The sequence below is a fragment of the Bartonella machadoae genome, assembly GCF_022559585.1.
In the GTDB taxonomy this organism is placed as follows: domain Bacteria; phylum Pseudomonadota; class Alphaproteobacteria; order Rhizobiales; family Rhizobiaceae; genus Bartonella; species Bartonella machadoae.
Genome location: NZ_CP087114.1, coordinates 148,977 through 171,532 on the forward strand (window position 1 = coordinate 148,977; position 22,556 = coordinate 171,532).

At 38.1% G+C, this 22,556-nt stretch carries 2 protein-coding genes and 1 pseudogene; all 3 read left to right on the plus strand.

Annotated features, from left to right (window positions below):
* Positions 1-335: 335 nt before the first annotated feature.
* Positions 336-3,938, plus strand: a complete 3,603-nt coding sequence (locus LNM86_RS13055) for a Vomp family autotransporter (protein WP_241438056.1) — start codon at positions 336-338, stop codon at positions 3,936-3,938.
* Positions 3,939-5,380: 1,442 nt separating this feature from the next.
* The gene (locus LNM86_RS00950; protein WP_241438057.1) at positions 5,381-19,753 is read left to right on the plus strand and encodes a Vomp family autotransporter; all 14,373 of its coding nucleotides are present in this window, start codon (positions 5,381-5,383) and stop codon (positions 19,751-19,753) included.
* A gap of 981 nt (positions 19,754-20,734) precedes the next feature.
* Positions 20,735-21,221: pseudogene (locus tag LNM86_RS00955) on the plus strand (YadA-like family protein); the annotation flags it as partial.
* Positions 21,222-22,556: the final 1,335 nt, after the last annotated feature.

The window sequence follows — 22,556 nt, forward strand, 5'->3', positions numbered from 1 at the left end:
TCAAAGCAGGGGCATTTTAGTAAAAAGCTTTTAAAAATCCTCCTCGGTGGAAATAAATGCTTTCTTAAAAGGATAATAAAGACGTAAAAATGAGCTCAATTTTAAATACGTCAAAGCCAAAACTGTTCTCTTAATGAGATACAATTTTTTTACGTTTCTCATAAATTGACTTTCTCAAATCTTCCCCTAATTACCCCTTCAAAGCGCAGTAGCGATAACAGCTTATATTTTGTTTTATTGATGATCTAAAAGCATAGACACATAAACGGAAATAAGAAAGTTGTACAACATTACACTGTACTTTTTTGGTGTTTTTTATTTAGAAGGGGGGGGATATGAAAAAATTATATACTACACTAGCGATGGGTAATGCGCGTTTTTCTCATTCACCTTATCGGGTATCGTTTTTAAAAGTAGCTTCGCTTGGAACTGCGGTTGTCTTATTTTTGTCGAATACTTCTCCTGTTTTTTCAGCAAACCTCGATTTAACAAAAGCGTCTCTTGAAAGTATGAAGAATGCTGCTGTAGCTTATCCGCAAAATACTATTTTTGAGTATAATGATTATAACAGTGGTATGGGAAATTATCATTCTACAATAAATGTTTTAACCTCTGGTAGAATATTTGTAGGGGAGGATGTGCAAAATATCTTTACAGTGAGTGGCACAGTCATTTCTGCTTCAAAGAGAGAAAAGAGTATTGAAAACGCAGTTATTTCAGATTCAAAGCAATATACGGGAAAAGGGAAAAGTGTTGCTAAAAGTTTTATAACGCGTGCTTTAGGGTTAGACAGTATTGCGATAGGTTTTGAATATGGTAACCAAAAGAGCATTGAGAAATCCGTATTCGCAAAAGATTATGATTCTATCACATTAAGCAATCAAGATAAAGAAAGTGCGATAGGGAAAATTACTGCGAAGGTAGCAGCGGCAATTGGTTATAATCAAAAGAACGTCGTGCACCAACTTGAAGGGAGGGTTGCTGATACTGACTCTTCTGATGCCATTAATGTTGCACAGCTAACAGCTTTACAATCCTATGTAGATCAAGGTTGGACGCTGTCTGTTGGAGGTAAAAGTGCTACAATAATCGGTACAACGAGCGTAGTGGATTTGTCAGCAGCAAGTGACAATTTGAAGGTTACAAAAGGCAATGGAGACAATAATATAAAATTTGATCTGGGTGATAATGTTAAGGTAACAAGCATTATTGCAGGGAACAGTTCTATGAGTGGTGATGGCTTTTTTATTAATGATGGGCCAAGAATAACGTTAGATGGTATTGATGCTGGCAATGAAAAGATTACAGGCGTTGCAGAGGGAACTAAAGATACTGATGCAGTGAATTTTGCACAGCTGAAAGAAATAGGAAGTCAAATAGCAGTAAGCAGCCTTGTTAAGCAAGAAGCAGGCAATAATCTTATCACTATTGGTAAGACTGTGGGTGGTACTGAAATCAGTCTTTCAAATAATGATGGTGAAGATCGTAGAATTTCTGGTGTGAAAGCTGCGCAGGAGGATACGGATGCTGTTAATAAAAAACAACTTGAAGATAGTATAGCAGATATTACCGATAGCATTGAGAATAATATTCTTGTCAAACAAAATAAAGGAGAGAATGCTTCTATTACTGTAGGTAAAGCAACAGGTGGTTTTGAGATCAACATTGCAAATAAATCAGGTGATACGCGTACAATTTCTGGTGTGAAAGCAGCTACCAAGAGTGATGAAGCTGTTAATAAAGAACAATTGGATGGTGAAATTGCCGATATCACAGATCGTATTAATGTTATAAAAGAAGCTAATAACTTTTCGGTTCTCTACGATAAAAATGCAGATGGGATCGTTAATTATAATAGTATCACTTTAGGAGGTGATAAAACGACGGCACCAGTTGCGCTTCATAATGTACAAGCTGGTATAATAGCAGAAGGATCGCATGATGCAATCAATGGCAGCCAGATTAATAAAATATCTGAAGATGTAGCAGCCATTTTTGGTGGTGATGCAGAATTTAGCGACGGTATCTTGTTTGGTCCGCACTATCATTTGTCAGAAATTTCTGAAGATGGTACATCGAAAACTCGTGACTCTTATGATGTTGGTTCGGCGTTGACAGGACTTGATAAGAATATCAACAATGTAAATAACCGCTTAACACATGTAACGAATGATTTTACTCAAAAAATAGATGGGATTTCTAAAGACTCTTTGTTGTGGAGTGATAAAGAACAGGCATTTGTTGCTCTTCATGGGGAAGGGAAAAAAGAAAATAGCAAACTTACGTTTCTTGCGGATGGGGACATTTCTGTTGACTCCACTGACGCTATAAATGGTGCACAGCTCTATGAGACCAATCAAAAGATGAAAGAGTTGAATAATAATTTTGCTAACATAAGCACAACTATATCCCAGTATTTTGGTGGTGACGCAAATATATCTAATGGTAAAGCACCAAGTTATGTGATTCAAAACAAAGAGTATAATGATGTGGGTTCTGCGTTTGATGGTGTTAACAATTCTATCACGGAGATTTCTAATCAGATTACCAATGCGGCAAACAATAGTCTTGTAAAGCAGGATGAAGAAACCGGTTCTATCACGATTGGTAAGGGAGTCGGTGGTACGGAAATCCGCATTGCAGGTATTGATGGTGCAGGACGCACTCTTTCCGGTTTAAAAGAAGCAGAAAAGGATGATGAAGCTGTTAACAAAAGCCAACTTGATAAAAGCATAGAAAAGATTTCTAAAAATATTGAAACAGCAAGTGCTGCTGCGGTTCTTTATGATAAAAATGATGATAACACCATTAATTATAACAGTGTAACATTGGGTGGGAAGGAAAATACCGGACCAGTTTCACTTCTCAATATCAAAGACGGCAGAATTGCTGTTAACTCAACGGATGCCATTACAGGCAATCAACTTTATCTCATGAGTAATCAGCTTGCTGCGTATTTTGGTGGTGGTGCTGGCTATAAGGATGGAAGTTGGACTGCTCCTCATTTCAAAGTTACGCAACTCAATGCTGATGGCACTGTTGATAAAGAGACAAGCTACGATAATGTTGCTGAAGTACTTGACGGTGTTAATAATAATATAGTGAGTATGAACAATCGTATTGATCATGTCATCGGCAAGATAGATTCTAATGCTTTAAAGTGGAATGATCAGAAGGAGGCTTATGATGCTAATCATGATGATAAGCCAAGTAAGATTATCAATGTCGCTGATGGTAAAATCGAACAAGATTCAAAAGATGCGGTGAATGGTGGACAACTTTGGAAAACCAACGAGCGTGTTACAAACGTTGAAAAAGATATTAAGCATATCGAAAACAGGGTTGATAATATTGAGAACACGGTTCATAACCTTTCTGATGGGGTTGTTAATTATGACAAAACTGAAGATGGCAAGAAAAGCAATAAGATCACTCTAACAGGTGGGAATGAAAGTGAACCTGTTGTGATTGATAACCTCGCTGATGGTCGTATTGAAAAGGGCTCGAAAGAGGCGATTAATGGTGGGCAATTACGTAGTTATACAGAGCAGCAGATGAAGATTGTTCTAGATGATGCCAAAAGCTACACAGATCAACGGGTGAATAATATTATTATTAATGGCATTGATGATGCTGTTGAACGAGCTAATCAATATACAGATATGAAATTTAATATTTTAAATTACAGCATTAAAAGTGTACGCAAAGAGGCAAGACAAGCGGCGGCTGTTGGTTTAGCAGTCTCTAACCTGCGTTATTTTGATACACCGGGCTCTTTAAGTGTCTCATTTGGTAGTGGTGCGTGGCGTGGACAGTCTGCATTTGCTCTTGGTGCTGGTTATACATCTGAAAATGGCAAAATTCGCTCTAATCTTTCTGCGACAAGTGCTGGTGGTCACTGGGGAGTAGGTGGTGCAATAACCTTCAAAATAAAATAATGCAAAAGCTATAACTGCATAGAATTTTCGCTTTTGTTTAAAGCAAGGGCGAAAATTTTATAAATCGAAACGGTATGACGGTTAAAGTATAGACTTCACCAAAGCATGCTTTTTACTAGCAGAGCTAAGAAAGTCATTTTTGTTATTTTCTATTGTTCTGTAGCTAATAGATCGCATAAGAAGACTACTTATAGTAGAAGCGAAGCAAATTTATCTTTTACAAGAGCACATAATTATTGAAGAGATTTTAATTTTTTTTATTGAGAGGTTAAGCGAAAGCAATATTAACTTTTTTAAGGGTACGATTTTATTAACAGACAAGTTTATTGACAGACAAGGGGACATCTGAATTCTTTTTAAAAAAGATTGTATGAAACTCACAAAATAAAAAATAACGAATATACGAAATTTAATTTGAAAAACTTTTAGCAGGTTAACTTTTTCAAACTAAATATGTTCTCAAATACACAAACTGAATCTTAATTTTAAGAATGATAACCGCTCTATTTTATAAGAGCGTTTAAATATGTCTTTATCAATCTTCATTCTCTAGGGGATATTATACGTTTCAAAGTGATAGCCTTTTTTCTAAGTTTTGGCATTTCAATTTGTCTGTAGGATTAGGAGAGTTGCAGGATTTGTGTGCAGGATCTCATAAAGTATTGAATTGATGCTGAAAACCAAATAGTTTAATGAAATTCTTAAACACCCTGATTTTGTTAGGGAAGTTTATAAGTTTTATAGATAAAAACAATATTTATTGAAACATAAATCAGTATAGCACTGAAAGAGGATGTAAATTTAATATTCCATAGAAATATTGTTAATCTGTTGAAAAAATAACACACTATAAATTAAAGAACAATTTTATTTAGAAAAGATTTACTTTTTTCTTGCTATTATAACAGAGGCTTTATAAACGTACAAAAAGTATATTAATAAGACTCATTTTGTTAAAAAATCTCTTTGTGGAAAGAGATTAAAAAGAGCGGGGTGAATATAATGGATCTAAAGAGAAGAGATAGCACAAAACCAAAACGCAGTTTCACTGTTATTCTTCATACAAGAAAACAATGAGAGAGAAAAAACACTCTCACGAAACCCTATTCATCTCAAAAATTATAACATCCCACTTTAACGACCATTAAGATACATAATCTTAACAAAGAAAAATTCAACAGCAAGTAAAACAGACTGACCGCACCAAATCAAAGCGTTGGATTAAAGGAATTAACTACCTAAAGAAAACCTTTCTAACACTTAAAACCCACATTTTAAAACACTACCCACAACCCTTATAAGAATCCAAACATGCCCTTTACAAAGCCCATTATAAAAAGCACACGTAAAACAACATTAAATCATAATCACACAAACTCCCTAACACTTAACGCGGAAATGTGTCTTTTTTATGTTTTTATTTTTTCATTGGAGAATTTATTATGAAAAAATTCTATGCCACACAAGCCGCGAGTAATTTAAGTCATTCTCGTTTTCCTGATCAGCGGTCTTTTGTGAGAACGCTTTCATTGGCTGGAATGGTTGTATTTTTATCGAATATACTTCCAGTAAGTGCTGGGGTAGCGGGGAATTCTTCAGATGGAAAGCCGAATACTGTTGAAACAGCATCCATAGCAGCAAATAATGACCCCGCATCATCGCCTGTTGATGTAAATGCAAGACATGTTAGTGGAGGAGACCCATTTTCAAGATTTGCTGTATCTGCGCGACCAGTGTTGGTTTCAGCATTGGAGAGCGACCCAGCAGCGTTGACAGTGGATGTATCGGCACGCACTGAATCTCTAGAAGAAGATAGTGTTAAGCAAGGTCCTCGATTAAGAAGCTTCTCTATGCCTGACCTTAGACAGATTTCGGCATTAGAGAGTGATCCCTCAGCATTGAATGGAGACATATCGACAGAGGATGAAACTCTAGAAGCAAATACTGTCAATAAGAGAGCTCTCTTTAAGAGAGCTCTCTTTAGAAGTTTCTCTATGCCTGATTTGAATCAACCAATGGCAAGAGGATTTACACCCTTTAGTGCAAAGGAAAGTCGCATCGCAACAGGCGGCTTGACATTAGGTGACGGAGCATCCGCTGGAGTAGGAAGTATTGCAATAGGGCAGGACACTCGAAAACCTAATGATGCTTCTAAGTACTGGGTAGCTCCAAAGGCGGAAGGGAAAATGTCAATGGCTATAGGGTTAGGGGCAAAGTCACCAGCGGAAAAATCAATAGCTATAGGTCAAAACGCTACAGTAAAGAAAAAAGATGCTGAAAGATCTGTAGTTCTAGGTGATAATGCATCTGCGAGTGTTGTTACGGGTGTTGCTTTGGGTGCTGGTTCTGATGCTGTAACTGCGAGTGGCATTGTAGGTTATAGTCCTAAGACAGGGGAGGTAGCTTCAACATTACAAGATATCGCATGGAAATCGACATATGGTGCAGCGAGTATTGGTGTGTTTAATGATAGTAGTACGCCTCAAAAGACACGGCAGCTTGTAGGTCTTTCTGCTGGAACTCAAGATACCGATGCGGTAAATGTTGCGCAGTTAAAAGAATTAAGAGAAATGGTAGTAGAAGGTTGGAAGTTCACTATTGACGGTGCAAATTCCACGAACGTTAGCTTAAACTCAAAGAATGAGATAGATTTTTCTTCTGGGAGTGCGAATTTCAAAATTGCAAAAGGAGAGAAAGACAATAAGGTCACATTTGATTTAGCCAAGGAGCTTGAGCTCGATAGCATAAAAACAGGTACGAATACTTTAGATAAAACAGGCTTATTAATTGCTAATGGCCCAGAGATAACGAAGGACGGCATCTCAGCTGGAAGTAAAAAAATTACAAATGTGGCAACAGGAACTGAAAATACTGATGCGGTAAATTTTGCGCAGTTAAAAGCAATACAAGCAGCAGTAGCTATAAAAGGTTTTAAAATTAACACCACTAGTAAAGATTTTACAGATGCTATAGCTGCTGCAGAAAATTCAATAGCTATAGGTTCAAATGCAATAGCACGTGCGGAAAATTCAATAGCTATAGGTTCAGATGCAGCAGCACTTGCGGAAAGTTCAATAGCTATAGGTCAGAGTGCTTTTATAGAGAAAGGTGATAAAGGTGTGGCTATTGGTTCTAACGCACGCGTGTATACTGAGAGTGGTGTTGCTTTGGGTGATAACTCTACTGTTCTAGAAAAGCATAAGGATGGCGTGGTAGGTTATAGTCCTAAGACAGGAAAAGTTTCAACATCGCAGGATGGTGCATGGCGGTCTGGAACTGGTGCAGTGAGTGTGGGTGTGTATGACCAGGGTACGGGTAGGGTTTCATCTGCACGGCAGATTGTAGGTGTTTCTGCTGGAACGGAAGATAACGATGCGGTGAATGTTGCGCAGTTAAAAGAATTAAGGGAAATGGTAGTAGGAGGTTGGCAGTTCACCATTGGCGGTAAGAATCCTACGAACGTTGGTTTAGATACAGAGAATGCGGTAGATTTTTCTGCTGGAAGTGGTAATTTTGAAATTACAAAAGGCGATAAAGGCAATAATATAAAATTTGATCTCGCAAAGAACATAGCAGTTGATAAGGTGAAAGTAGCAACGAACGTCTTCGATGCAACTGGTTTAGTAATTGGTAATGGTCCGAAAGTGACCACGGCTGGTATTTCCGCTGGTAGTAGAAAGATAACAGAAGTTGCAGAAGGAGCTTCAGATACCGATGCGGTAAATTTTGCGCAGTTAAAAGCAGTACAAGCAGCAGTAGCTATAAAAGGCTTAAAAATTAACACCACTAGTAAAGATTTTACAGATGCCGTGGCTGCTGCAGAAGATTCAATTGCTATTGGTAGCAAAGCCAACGTTGATGCATTATCCAAAGGTGCGATTGCTTTTGGCCATGGCGCATCTGTAAAGAATCAGACTAAAGAATTAGGGTCGTTAGGTGCAATTGCCTTAGGTGAAAATGCAACAGTATCAGTTAGAGATGGCATTGCTTTGGGTTCTTATTCTGTGGCTGATGTTGACGCTGGTGTTGCAGGTTATGACCCTCGTACTAGAGAAAATACACCTAAGCAGGACAATACATGGCTCGGCGGTTTGGCTGCACTCAGTATTGGTAATGCTAAGGAAGGAAAAACCAGACAGATTGTCGGTGTTGCTGCTGGTACTGCAGACACAGATGCGGTAAATGTGGCGCAGTTAAAAGCTCTACAAAACTCTATAACCCCAAGTTGGGATCTTTCTGTTAATGGTAAAAATAAAACGAATGTTAATTCAACCAGCCCAATGGATTTAGCAGCTGGAAGTACAAATATTACGCTTACAAAAGGAGAGAAAGACAATAATGTAAAATTTGATTTAGCTAGGGGTATTACAGTTGATAAAATAGAAGTAGGAAACAACACCTTAGATGCAACGGGCTTAGTAATTAGCGATGGTCCGAAAATAACCACTTCTGGTATTGATGCTGGTAGTAAAAGGATAACAGGAGTAGGAAATGCTACTGCAGATACCGATGCGGTAAATTTTGCGCAGTTGAATAAAGTGAAAAAAGAGGTTGAACAACAAGTAGCAGCCAATAGTTTTGTAAAACAAGATGCCGAGACCCTGCATATCACGATTGGTAAGGACACTGGTGGTGATAGAATTAATATTGCTAATAATAAAGGAGAAACACGTACACTTACTGGTGTGAAAGATGGCGATATTTCTAAAAATTCAACGGATGCAGTAAATGGTTCTCAGCTTTTCGCAACGAACAGTAATATAACCAAAAATACCAATGATATTAAAGAAGCTAATAGTAAGATTACGAAAAACGCTGCTGATATAACAAAAACAAACAGTAATATATCTTCTCTTGATGATAATATATCGAAATATTTGGGTGGTGGTGCAAGTGTTCTACAAGGTAAAGAGCCCACCTATACTGTACAAAAGGGAACTTATCATGATGTTGGATCTGCATTTGCAGGTGTGGACAGTTCTTTTACAAAGATTAATAATGAAATTACCGAGGTAGCTCAAAAGGTTGATAAAAATGCTCTGTTATGGAACGATGAAAAACATGCCTTTGTAGCGAGGCATGAACATAAAGAAGAAGGCAAAGAAATTAACAGCAGGATTACCTCTCTTGCAGATGGAGTTATTTCTATCGATTCCACGGATGCTGTAGCTGGTAATCAGCTTTATAGATTGAGCCGTGGCGTTGAAACTTCTTTAGGTGGTGGAGCTAAATATGATAACGGCAGATGGTCACCTCCAACTTTCAAAGTTAAGAGCGTAAAAGAAGATGGAAAAACAGAAGAGAAAGATTATCATGATGTTGCTACTGCATTGAGTGAAGTTGGTAGTTCCATCACGAATGTTCAGAATAAAGTTACAGAACAAGTTAATAATGTAATTAACAAAGTTGAAGGTGAGAGTGTCGTTAAGTGGGATGAGAAGACAAAGTCTATTACTATTGGTAAAGAAAAAGATGGTAATGTAATCAATCTTCAAAACAAGGATAACGAGAACCGAACCATTTCCGGATTGATAGGTGGAAAAATCTCCAAAGATTCAAACGAGGCAGTAAATGGTTCTCAGCTTTATTCTCTAAACAACGATATTGCGCATTATTTTGATAAGAATGCTGGCTATAATGAAGATGGCAAATGGACAGCTCCAACATTTAAATTTAAAACAGTTAATGCAGATGGTACTGAAAAAGATAATACCTATTATAATGTAGCAGATGCGTTTGCAGGTGTTGGTACTTCTATCACGAATGTTAAAAAGGAAATTACCAACCAGATTAATAAAGTTGAAGGTGATAGCCTTGTTAAGTGGGATGAGAAGACAAAGTTTATTACTATTGGTAAAGAAAAAGATGGCACAGTAATCAACATTGCTAATAAGGATAAAAAGGATAGAATCCTTTCTGGTGTGAAAGCGGGACAGAATGATAATGAGGCTGTTAATAAGGGGCAGCTTGACGAAAGTTTGAAGGATCTTTCGAATCGTCTTCAGTCTGATGAATCAGCAGTTGTTCATTATGATAAAGGTGATACAAATGGTTCTGTTAATTATACGAGTGTGACTTTAGGTAAAGGTAAGGGTTCTGCCTCAGTAGGTCTTCATAATGTAGCGGATGGGACAATTGCAAAAGATTCTCATGATGCGATTACGGGTGGTCAGGTTAACAAAATTGGTGAGGATAGTGCTAAGTTTTTGGGTGGCACATCGTCCTTTACAAATGGATCTCTTACTCAACCAACCTATCAATTATCTAAGATTTCTAAAGATGGTACAGTAGGCTCCACTTCGTTTCATGATGTTGGAACGGCTTTTGCGGGTCTTGATACAAATATCAAGAATGTCAATGATAGGATTAAGGAAGTCTCTCAAGGTGTTGCACAGGATTCTTTAAACTGGAGTCCAAAGAATAATGCCTTTGTAGCGACACATGGAGCAGGAGATGCAAAATCTAACAGCAAGATTACCTCTCTTAAAGCTGGTATTATTAGTAGTCTCTCAACGGATGCAGTGAATGGTTCTCAGCTTTATTCATTGGGCACTGAAGTTGCGAAGTTTCTTGGTGGTAACGCTGAATATAAGGATGGCAAATGGACTGCTCCAACATTTACACTTAAAATGCCTAATAGTGATGGTACCACTGAAGATAAGAATTATAAGAGTGTAGCAGAAGCTTTTGAAGGTGTTGGTGCTTCTATCACGAATGTTAAAAAGGAAATTACCAACCAGATTAATAAAGTTGAAGGTGATAGCCTTGTTAAGTGGGATGAGAAGACAAAGTTTATTACTATTGGTAAAGAAAAAGATGGCACAGTAATCAACATTGCTAATAAGGATAAAGAGGATAGAACCCTTTCTGGAGTTAAGAAAGCGGAGAATGCCAATGAAGCAGTTAATAAAGGCCAGCTTGATGAAAGTTTAGCAAAACTTTCTAACGATCTTCAGTCTGATGAATCAGCCGTTGTTCATTACGATAGGAAAGAAGGCGAAAATGGTGGCATTAATTATGCGAGTGTGACTTTAGGTGGTAAAGATAAAACCTCAGTTGCTTTGCATAATGTTGCTGATGGAAAAATTGCAAAAGATTCTCATGATGCAATTACGGGTGGCCAGATTAATACAGTTGGCAATGAGGTTGCTCAACTCTTGGGTGGTAATACATCCTTTAAAGATGGTTCTTTTACAGGGACAACTTATAATTTGTCGAATATTAATGAAAAGGGTGAGATAACAGACAAGACTTTCTCTGATGTTGGCTCAGCTTTTACAGGACTTAATACAAATATTGATAACGTCAATAAACGTATTAAAGAAGTTTCTCAAAGTGTTGCACAAGATTCTTTGAACTGGAGTACAAAAGATAATGCCTTTGTTGCAACGCATGGTGAAACAAAAAGTAACAGCAAAATTACCTCTCTTCAGAATGGGGCTGTTTCCAAAGATTCCACGGATGCTGTAAATGGTTCTCAGCTTTTTGATACAAATGAGAAGGTTGCAGCCTATTTAGGTGGTAAAGCTGAATATAAGGATGGGAAATGGACTGCTCCAACATTTACACTTAAAATGCCTAATAGTGATGGTATCACTGAAGATAAGAATTATAAGAGTGTAGCAGAAGCTTTTGAAGGTGTTGGTGCTTCTATTACGAATGTTAAAAAGGAAATTACCAACCAGATTAATAAAGTTGAAGGTGATAGCCTTGTTAAGTGGGATGAGAAGACAAAGTTTATTACTATTGGTAAAGAAAAAGATGGCACAGTAATCAACATTGCTAATAAGGATAAAGAGGATAGAACCCTTTCTGGAGTTAAGAAAGCGGAGAATGCCAATGAAGCAGTTAATAAAGGCCAGCTTGATGAAAGTTTAGCAAAACTTTCTAACGATCTTCAGTCTGATGAATCAGCCGTTGTTCATTACGATAGGAAAGAAGGCGAAAATGGTGGCATTAATTATGCGAGTGTGACTTTAGGTGGTAAAGATAAAACCTCAGTTGCTTTGCATAATGTTGCTGATGGAAAAATTGCAAAAGATTCTCATGATGCAATTACGGGTGGCCAGATTAATACAGTTGGCAATGAGGTTGCTCAACTCTTGGGTGGTAATACATCCTTTAAAGATGGTTCTTTTACAGGGACAACTTATAATTTGTCGAATATTAATGAAAAGGGTGAGATAACAGACAAGACTTTCTCTGATGTTGGCTCAGCTTTTACAGGACTTAATACAAATATTGATAACGTCAATAAACGTATTAAAGAAGTTTCTCAAAGTGTTGCACAAGATTCTTTGAACTGGAGTACAAAAGATAATGCCTTTGTTGCAACGCATGGTGAAACAAAAAGTAACAGCAAAATTACCTCTCTTCAGAATGGGGCTGTTTCCAAAGATTCCACGGATGCTGTAAATGGTTCTCAGCTTTTTGATACAAATGAGAAGGTTGCAGCCTATTTAGGTGGTAAAGCTGAATATAAGGATGGGAAATGGACTGCTCCAACATTTACACTTAAAATGCCTAATAGTGATGGTATCACTGAAGATAAGAATTATAAGAGTGTAGCAGAAGCTTTTGAAGGTGTTGGTGCTTCTATCACGAATGTTAAAAAGGAAATTACCAACCAGATTAATAAAGTTGAAGGTGATAGCCTTGTTAAGTGGGATGACGATAGTCAACTAATAAAAATTGGTGCAGAAAAACACGGTAATAAAGTTACTATTGCCGATCAGGATAGTAAGGATAGAACCCTTTCTGGAGTTAAGAAAGCGGAGAATGCCAATGAAGCAGTTAATAAAGGCCAGCTTGATGAAAGTTTAGCAAAACTTTCCAACAGTCTTCAGTCTGATGAATCAGCCGTTGTTCACTATGATAAAAAAGCTGATGACAATAACAGCATTAATTATGCGAGTGTGACTTTTGGAAAGGGTAAAGATTCCGCTCCTGTAGGTCTTCATAATGTTGCTGATGGTCAGATTTCTGAGAGTTCACATGATGCAATCACAGGGGGGCAAGTTAACAAGATTGGTAAGGATATTGCTAAGTTTTTAGGTGGAGAATCGTCCTTTACAAATGGATCTCTTACTCAACCAACCTATAAGTTATCTGAGGTTTCTAAAAACGGTGAGATAGAAGATGCTGAATTTAAAGATGTTGGTTCAGCATTTACGGGACTTGATAAAAATATCAAGAATGTAAACCAACGTATTAAGGAAGTATCTCAAGGTGTTGCGCAGGATTCTTTGAACTGGAACAAGGAAGCAGGAGCATTTGTAGCAACGCATGGATCAGGAGATGCAAAATCTAACAGTAAGATTACCTCTCTTCAGAATGGAACAATTAATGAGAAGTCCACGGATGCTATAGCAGGTCAACAGCTTCATGCATTGGGTAATGATGTTGCGGCGTATTTTGGTGGTAATGCTAGCTACAAGAATGGCACATGGATTGCACCAAAATTCACGCTTAAGACTGTCAAAGAAGATGGCAGTGCAGTTGAAGAGCAAAGCTATGGTAGTGTAGCAGCTGCTTTTGAGGGGAGAGGTACCTCTTTTAAGAACCTGCATAAAGAAGTTACTCAGGGCAATACGGAGGTTTCTGAAAATATTAAGCAGAACGCATTATTGTGGAGTGATGAAGACAAAGCATTTGTAGCAACGCATGGTAAAGACGGTGAAAAAACCAACAGCAAGATTAAGGTCCTTGCCAATGGTGATATTTCAGCAAGTTCCACGGAAGCTGTTAATGGTTCTCAGCTTTATTCTTTAAATACTACACTTGCTCAATATTTTGGTGGTGATGCAGCATTTAAGGATGGTATCTTTACAGGACCAACCTATAAATTATCTAAGGTTTCTCAAGATGGCAAAGTGGAAAAGGCTGAATTTAAAGATGTTGGTTTAGCCTTCTCAGGACTTGATGGGAACATTAAGAATGTCAATGATCGGATTAAGGATGTTTCTGAAAGTGTTGCACAGGATTCTTTGAACTGGAACAAGGAAGCAGGAGCATTTGTAGCAACGCATGGTAAAGACGGTGAAAAAACCAACAGCAAGATTAAGTTCCTTGCCAATGGTGATATTTCAGCAAGTTCCACGGAAGCTGTTAATGGTTCTCAGCTTTATTCTTTAAATACTACACTTGCTCAATATTTTGGTGGTGATGCAGCATTTAAGGATGGTATCTTTACAGGACCAACCTATAAATTATCTAAGGTTTCTCAAGATGGCAAAGTGGAAAAGGCTGAATTTAAAGATGTTGGTTTAGCCTTCTCAGGACTTGATGAGAACATCAAAAATGTCAATGATCGGATTAAGGATGTTTCTGAAAGTGTTGCACAGGATTCTTTGAACTGGAACAAGGAAGCAGGAGCATTTGTAGCAACGCATGGTAAAGATGGTGCAAAAACCAACAGTAAGATTACGTCTCTTCAGAATGGGGATATTTCTGCGAGCTCTACGGATGCTGTGGCAGGTCAACAGCTTCATGCATTGGGTAATGATGTTGCGGCGTATTTTGGTGGTAATGCTAGCTACAAGAATGGCACATGGATTGCACCAAAATTCACGCTTAAGACTGTCAAAGAAGATGGCAGTGCAGTTGAAGAGCAAAGCTATGGTAGTGTAGCAGCTGCTTTTGAGGGGATAGGTACCTCTTTTAAGAACCTGCATAAAGAAGTTACTCAGGGCAATACGGAGGTTTCTGAAAATATTAAGCAGAACGCATTATTGTGGAGTGATGAAGACAAAGCATTTGTAGCAACGCATGGTAAAGACGGTGAAAAAACCAACAGTAAGATTACGTCTCTTCAGAATGGTGATATTTCTGCGAGCTCTACGGATGCTGTGGCAGGTCAACAGCTTCATGCATTGGGTAATGAAGTTGCGGCGTATTTTGGTGGTGATGCTAGCTATGAAAATGGAAGTTGGAAAGCACCAAGTTTCAAGGTTAATATTGTCAAAGAAGATGGCAGTGCAGTTGAAGAGCAAAGCTATGGTAGTGTAGCCGAAGCGTTTGCAGGTGTGGGCAGTTCTTTCACAAACATTCATAATGAAGTTAAGAATAAGATTAGCCAAGTAGTTAAAGACAGTCTTGTTAAGCAGGATGAGAAGACCAAGGTTATCAAGATTGGAGGCGAACAGGATGGTACGACAATCACTATTGCCGATAAGGATAATAAAGATCGGATTCTTTCAGGCGTGAAAGCAGCAGCGAATGATAATGAAGCTGTTAATAAGGGTCAGCTTGATAAAGGTTTGAAAGATCTTTCGAACAGTCTTCAGTCTGAAGAATCCGCTGTTGTTCTTTATGATAAAGGATCAGATGGTAATACCAATTATGGTAGTGTGACGTTTGGAAAAGGTAAAGATTCGTCTCCTGTTGGTTTACATAATGTTGCCAATGGCCAGCTTTCTGAGGGTTCACATGATGTTGTTACAGGTGGTCAGATTAATACGATTTCCCAGGATGTTGCGAAATTCTTGGGTGGTGATGCAGGATTTAAGAATGGTGCATTTACAGGACCAACCTATCAATTATCTAAGGTTTCTAAAGATGGTCATGTAGAAAAGCATGCATTTAAAGATGTTGGTTCAGCCTTCTCAGGACTTGATGAGAACATCAAAAATGTCAATGATCGGATTAAGGATGTTTCTGAAAGTGTTGCACAGGATTCTTTGAACTGGAACAAGGACGAAGGAGCGTTTGTAGCAACGCATGGTGAAAAAGGCGGCAAAAAAACCAACAGCAAGATTAAGTTTCTTGCCAATGGCGATATTGCAGAAGGATCGACGGAAGCAGTAAATGGCTCTCAGCTTTATTCCATGAGTAATACGCTAGCGACCTATTTAGGAGGTGGAGCTGGATATGCGAATGGCGAATGGCATAAACCTGATTTCAAGGTTAATGTTGTCAAAGAAGATGGCAGTGCAGTTGAAGAGAAGAGCTATAAGACTGTAGCGGAAGCTTTTGCAGGTGTAGGAAGTTCATTCACGAATATTCATAAAGAGCTTAAGACTGAGATTAAAAAAGTCGTTGGAGACAGTCTTGTTAAGCAGGATGCTGATACCAAAGTTATCAAGATAGGAGCAGAGAAAGGCGGCAGTATCATTAGTATTGCCAATAGTGGAGATGCATCGCGGACCTTGTCTGGAGTAAAATCTGGTGCGCTTTCGGAAGAATCGACGCAAGCAGTGAATGGTTCACAGCTTTTTGCGACCAATCAACATGTAAGCACCGTGTCTACCAATCTTGAAACAGCCGCTAGGAATATAGCTAAATCCTTTGGTGGCGGCGCTAAGTACGAGAATGACGCATGGACGGTACCAAGTTTCAAGGTTAAGAGCTTTGAAGAAGATGGGAAAATAGAGGATAAAGAGTATCCTGATGTCGCCTCAGCTTTTGCTGGAGTAGGTAGTTCATTTACAAATGTTAATAATAGAATTACGAATGTTAAGGATGAGATTACCAAAGAGATTAGCCAAGTAGTTAAAGACAGTCTTGTTAAGCAGGATGAGAAGACCAAGGTTATCAAGATTGGAGGCGAACAGGATGGTACGACAATCACTATTGCCGATAAGGATAATAAAGATCGGATTCTTTCAGGCGTGAAAGCAGCAGCGAATGATAATGAAGCTGTTAATAAGGGTCAGCTTGATAAAGGTTTGAAAGATCTTTCGAACAGTCTTCAGTCTGAAGAATCCGCTGTTGTTCTTTATGATAAAGGATCAGATGGTAATACCAATTATGGTAGTGTGACGTTTGGAAAAGGTAAAGATTCGTCTCCTGTTGGTTTACATAATGTTGCCAATGGCCAGCTTTCTGAGGGTTCACATGATGTTGTTACAGGTGGTCAGATTAATACGATTTCCCAGGATGTTGCGAAATTCTTGGGTGGTGATGCAGGATTTAAGAATGGTGCATTTACAGGACCAACCTATCAATTATCTAAGGTTTCTAAAGATGGTCATGTAGAAAAGCATGCATTTAAAGATGTTGGTTCAGCCTTCTCAGGACTTGATGAGAACATCAAAAATGTCAATGATCGGATTAAGGATGTTTCTGAAAGTGTTGCACAGGATTCTTTGAACTGGAACAAGGACGAAGGAGCGTTTGTAGCAACGCATGGTGAAAAAGGCGGCAAAAAAACCAACAGCAAGATTAAGTTTCTTGCCAATGGCGATATTGCAGAAGGATCGACGGAAGCAGTAAATGGCTCTCAGCTTTATTCCATGAGTAATACGCTAGCGACCTATTTAGGAGGTGGAGCTGGATATGCGAATGGCGAATGGCATAAACCTGATTTCAAGGTTAATGTTGTCAAAGAAGATGGCAGTGCAGTTGAAGAGAAGAGCTATAAGACTGTAGCGGAAGCCTTTGCAGGTGTAGGAAGTTCATTCACGAATATTCATAAAGAGCTTAAGACTGAGATTAAAAAAGTCGTTGGAGACAGTCTTGTTAAGCAGGATGCTGATACCAAAGTTATCAAGATAGGAGCAGAGAAAGGCGGCAGTATCATTAGTATTGCCAATAGTGGAGATGCATCGCGGACCTTGTCTGGAGTGAAATCTGGTGTACTTTCGAAAGAATCGACGGAAGCAGTAAATGGCTCTCAGCTTTATTCCATGAATAATACGCTAGCGGCCTATTTAGGAGGTGGAGCTGGATATGCGAATGGCGAATGGCATAAACCTGATTTCAAGGTTAATGTTGTCAAAGAAGATGGCAGTGCAGTTGAAGAGAAGAGCTATAAGACTGTAGCGGAAGCTTTTGCAGGTGTAGGAAGTTCATTCACGAATATTCATAAAGAGCTTAAGACTGAGATTAAAAAAGTCGTTGGAGACAGCCTTGTTAAGCAGAATGAAGAGACACATGTTATCAGTATAGGAGGTGAAAAGAGTGGTACTGAAGTTAAGCTTGCGAATGTTGATGGCGCATCGCGGACGTTGTCTGGAGTAAAATCTGGTGCGCTTTCGGAAGAATCGACGCAAGCGGTGAATGGTTCACAGCTTTTTGCGACCAATCAACATGTAAGCACCGTGTCTACCAATCTTGAAACAGCCGCTACGGATATAGCTAAATCCTTTGGTGGTGGTGCTAAGTATGAAGGTGGTGTATGGACTGCTCCTAAATTTACGGTTAAGAGCTTTGAAGAAGAAGGGAAGGTTTCTGATGAGACCTATCATGATGTTGCCTCAGCTTTTGCTGGAGTAGGTAGTTCATTTAGCAATGTGAATAATAGAATTACGAATGTTAAGGATGAGATTACCAAAGAGATTAACCAAGTTGTCAGTGATAGTCTTGTTAAGCAGGATGAGACGACCAAGGTTATCAAGATTGGTGCGGAGAAAGAAGGTACAGCAATAACAATTGCCAACAGTAATGGTGATGCACGTAGTCTTTCTGGTGTAAAAGCAGCAATTCTCTCTGAAAGCTCGACAGAAGCAGTAAATGGTGGTCAGCTTTATTCATTGAATAAGACGCTAGCGACTTATTTTGGTGGCGATGCACAGTTTGCAGATGGCAAGTGGACTCCACCAAGTTTCAAAGTTCTGACCTTCAATGATGATGGCAGTTCAAAAGAAGAGAGTTATCCAGATATTACAGCTGCCTTTGCGGGTGTAAGCAGTTCCTTCAAGAAGCTTCATAAAGAGCTTTCTGATAATTCTGATAAAGTTGAGCAGAATGCATTGTTGTGGAGCGATGAAGAGAACGCCTTTGTAGCGCTTCATGGGCAGGGATCTGACAGAAGCAAGAGCAAACTGAAATCCCTTTTAGATGGTGATATTTCTGAAGGCTCGACGGAAGCGGTCACAGGTAATCAGCTTTATGCTCTGAATACGACCCTTGCGACCTATTTTGGTGGTGGAGCTAAGTATGAGAATGGTGTATGGACGCCTCCTAGTTTCAATGTTGCCCAATTTAATTCTGATGGGAGTTCCTCTACGAAGGAGAGCCATGATGTCGCGGGTGCCTTTAATACTGTCAGTGAGAGTATGACGAATATCAACAACCGTATTAAGGATGTCTCTGATAATATAGATAAGAATAGTTTGCATTGGAATGAGGAGCAAGGAGCGTATGATGCAAGTCATAATGGTGAAGCGTCTCATATTACCAATATAGCGAATGGAGAGATCAAAGCTGGCTCACAAGATGCTGTGAATGGAGGTCAGCTATGGGAAACGAATGAAAGGGTAACGAAGGTTGAGAACAGGGTAGATACGCTTGATAAACATGTCCAAGATATTGAAATAGCGGTAACGGATGGAGCTGTTAACTATGACAAAGGTGCAGATGGTAAAAAGACCAATAGCATCACGTTAGTAGGTGGCAATGAGAGTGATCCGGTTTTGATAGACAATGTAGCGGACGGCAAGATTGAAACAGGCTCTAAGCAAGCAGTCAATGGTGGTCAGTTACATGATTATACTAAAGATCAGATGAAGATAGTTCTTGATGATGCGAAGAAATATACGGATGATCAAGTGGGTAGTCTTGTCAATAAAGGTGTTAACGAAGCAAAATCCTATACAGACATGAAGTTTGAGACGTTAAGCTATGCTGTTGAGGATGTTCGCAAAGAGGCAAGGCAAGCAGCGGCTATTGGTTTGGCGGTTTCTAACTTAAGTTACGATGATACACCTGGAAAGCTAAGTATTTCATTTGGTAGTGGTTTATGGTATAACCAATCTGCGATTGCTTTTGGTGCAGGTTATACTTCTGAAGATGGCAGAATCCGTTCTAACGTATCTGCTACCAGTGCTGGAGGTCGTTGGGGCGTAGGTGCTGGATTGAGGATAACGCTTAACTAACAGTAAAAAGTACATTCGCCTTTGTCTGATCGGACAAAGGCGAATGTTTTATATCTAAAAAAATAATATTTTATACAGAAAGTTATAGAGCAGTATACTTACAAAGTTCATAAAAGTATATTTTGTATAATAATTTTAGTGAATCTGTTTTTAGTTAAATGGAAGTATTTTCACTACAATTTACAAATGCCAAAAACATTTTTATATACATATAATAATGAATAATATGCATAATCGTACAGCATTAAAAGTGCATGTTTTATAATTTCATTAATAGAAATATCTATTAGAGGATATGATTAAAAAAGTCCCATTTTTTACGACTCTATTTATTTGTATGTAGTAGCAACAGTAATTAAGTAAAATGCACTCTAATCAAAATGAGGGCGTTTAAAAAGCATAACCATACAATCAATATTCCTCTACAAAGCCTACAGAGCGACCAATGAGGCTATGAATTTAATAATCATTCATGAATCAAAATGAACAATTGTTAAAAATAAGTTAATTTTTTCCGTGTGTTTCTTTTTAATAGCTTATAGGACAGAGGTAGTTTTTAAGTTCAATGACTTTTTCGCAAAGTGGGGGAAGTAGGTCATAAAAAAATTACAAAACTGCTGTTATTCCATCTCAGAGCATACCAACGGACAAAAATCTAAAGCCCAAGTGTGTATCATCTATTTTTACAGAAAAAACGCAATAATTCTACACAAAAATCTCTAAATTATTTAGCAAAAAACTCAAATTTCTCTCGCAATAAATACTTTATTGCGTCCTAAGCGTACTACATTTAATAACGGTGCACAAAGATGTCCTCTTTCTGTCTATATCATTTATTCTCAGTCCCAAGATGAATGGGAAAATGTTTCAGATGGCTTTCCTTTTATGGACATGGTGCCTGCAGCAAAATTCTCTCGTTCTCTCGATGATGTAGACGATGAAAGTTCTCTTGAGATGTCCGACGAGTCAATGGATTCAGCAGGTTATGATGAGAGTGTCCCATTTTTGATGGACGATATAGCGGATGGCAAGATTGAAACAGGCTCTAAGCAAGCGGTAAATGGTGGTCAGTTGCATGATTACACTGAGGGTCAGATGAAGATAGTTCTTGAAGATGCGAAGAAATATACGGATGAGCAAGTGGGTAGTCTTGTCAATAATGGTGTTAACGAAGCAAAAGCCTATACAGATATGAAGTTTGAGGCGTTAAGTTATGCTGTTGAGTATGTTCGCAAAGAGACAAGACAAGCAGCAGCTATTGGTTTAGCAGTCTCTAACTTACGTTACTTCGACGATCCAGGATCTTTAAGTGTTTCATTTGGTGGTGGTCTGTGGCGTGGTCAATCTGCATTTGCTTTTGGTGCAGGTTATACCATCTGAAGATGGCAAGATTCGTTCTAATTTATCAGCAACCAGTGCCGGAGGTCATTGGGGAGTTGGTGGTGGAATAACTCTGAAGTTACAATAACACCAGATAATACAAAAAACGACAATTTAACCGAATTCTCGCCCTTGTCTTATGAGGCAAGGGCGAAAGTTTATATGATAGATAAAGCAATATTTTTCATAGAAAATGATAGAGTAATATATAGAAAACTCCATAATAATATATTCTATAGGAATAATCTTTGTGAGAGTGATTTTAGTAAGAAATACGAAGCACTTTAATAAAAATTTTAGAAATATAAAGTAATCTCTCTAAGCAAAACGGATAGAGTACGTCATCCAATCACAATTTTAAGGCATGTATTTTATAATTCCCTTGATAGAAAATATCCATTGGGGAGATACTGTCAAAAATAAAAATCCTATTTTACCATTTTCTTTGTACACAGCTGCACAAATCATAAGGTACGGAGTCGTCTTAATGATTAATAAGACTCATTTTGATCAAAAGGAACTACAAAAAACGATGAAACAAAAACCTCTCTATAAGTCTACAACATATGCAATAAAGCGATAAATTTCAAAATTATAATGGTATTTCATGGTTACATAAATTGAAAAGACTCATTCTGTAAAAATAATTAAATTCATTTTCTTCTTGCTTTTCTTCTTAAGAGTTTATAAAAGCTATTAATTAAGACTCATTTTGATAAGAAGTAAGAAACTTATCGCAAGGGGAGGTGCAGGTGGTTATGAAAATCCATACAACTTATTTCAAGTGCTTCAAAAAAATAATCCTGAAACATCGAGCCATGTTACCTATCTTTACGATAAGAACACAATGAACTCATGATAGGCACTCAACCCTTCCCATAAACATACAAAGCAAACTATTTCTTTAAAGATCATGAAGCACAAATTCAACAAACAAAGACACTTTTCTCGTATTTATCTCATTTTTCACTATCGATCACCCTAAAAACATCAGTGAAAAAAACGCCTCAGTTTAAGATGGAAAAATAAAAACCTTACCAAAGCTTTCATCTCCTCTTTCTACCTCTTCAACAAATCCAAATTTCATAAAGAACAAGCAAAAATCACACCAATACATCACCTCTAGCGCTGAAATGTGTTTTTTTTATGTTCTAAAATATATTTTCTTACCTGGAGAATTTGTTATGAAAAAAATCTATACCACGGTTTTAAGTTATTTTCCTGTTCAGTCATCTTTGATTAAAGCAGTTGCGTTGGGAACTGCAATGGCAACACTTTTATCAAGCGTTTCTCCTGTTTTTTCTTCCAATTTATCGATAACAGGAGCAATTATCCGCAGCGATAATTCTCCTAATGTAGCTTATCCTTTTGGTAGCCATGGAAGCATTGTCTTCTCTGGTGATGATGATTTTTGTGGTGTGGA

Excerpts from the sequence above, each read along its gene's own strand:
- LNM86_RS13055 (WP_241438056.1), top strand. The coding sequence starts at position 336 with ATGAAAAAATTATATACTACACTAGCGATGGGTAATGCGCGTTTTTCT.
- LNM86_RS00950 (WP_241438057.1), top strand. The coding sequence starts at position 5,381 with ATGAAAAAATTCTATGCCACACAAGCCGCGAGTAATTTAAGTCATTCT.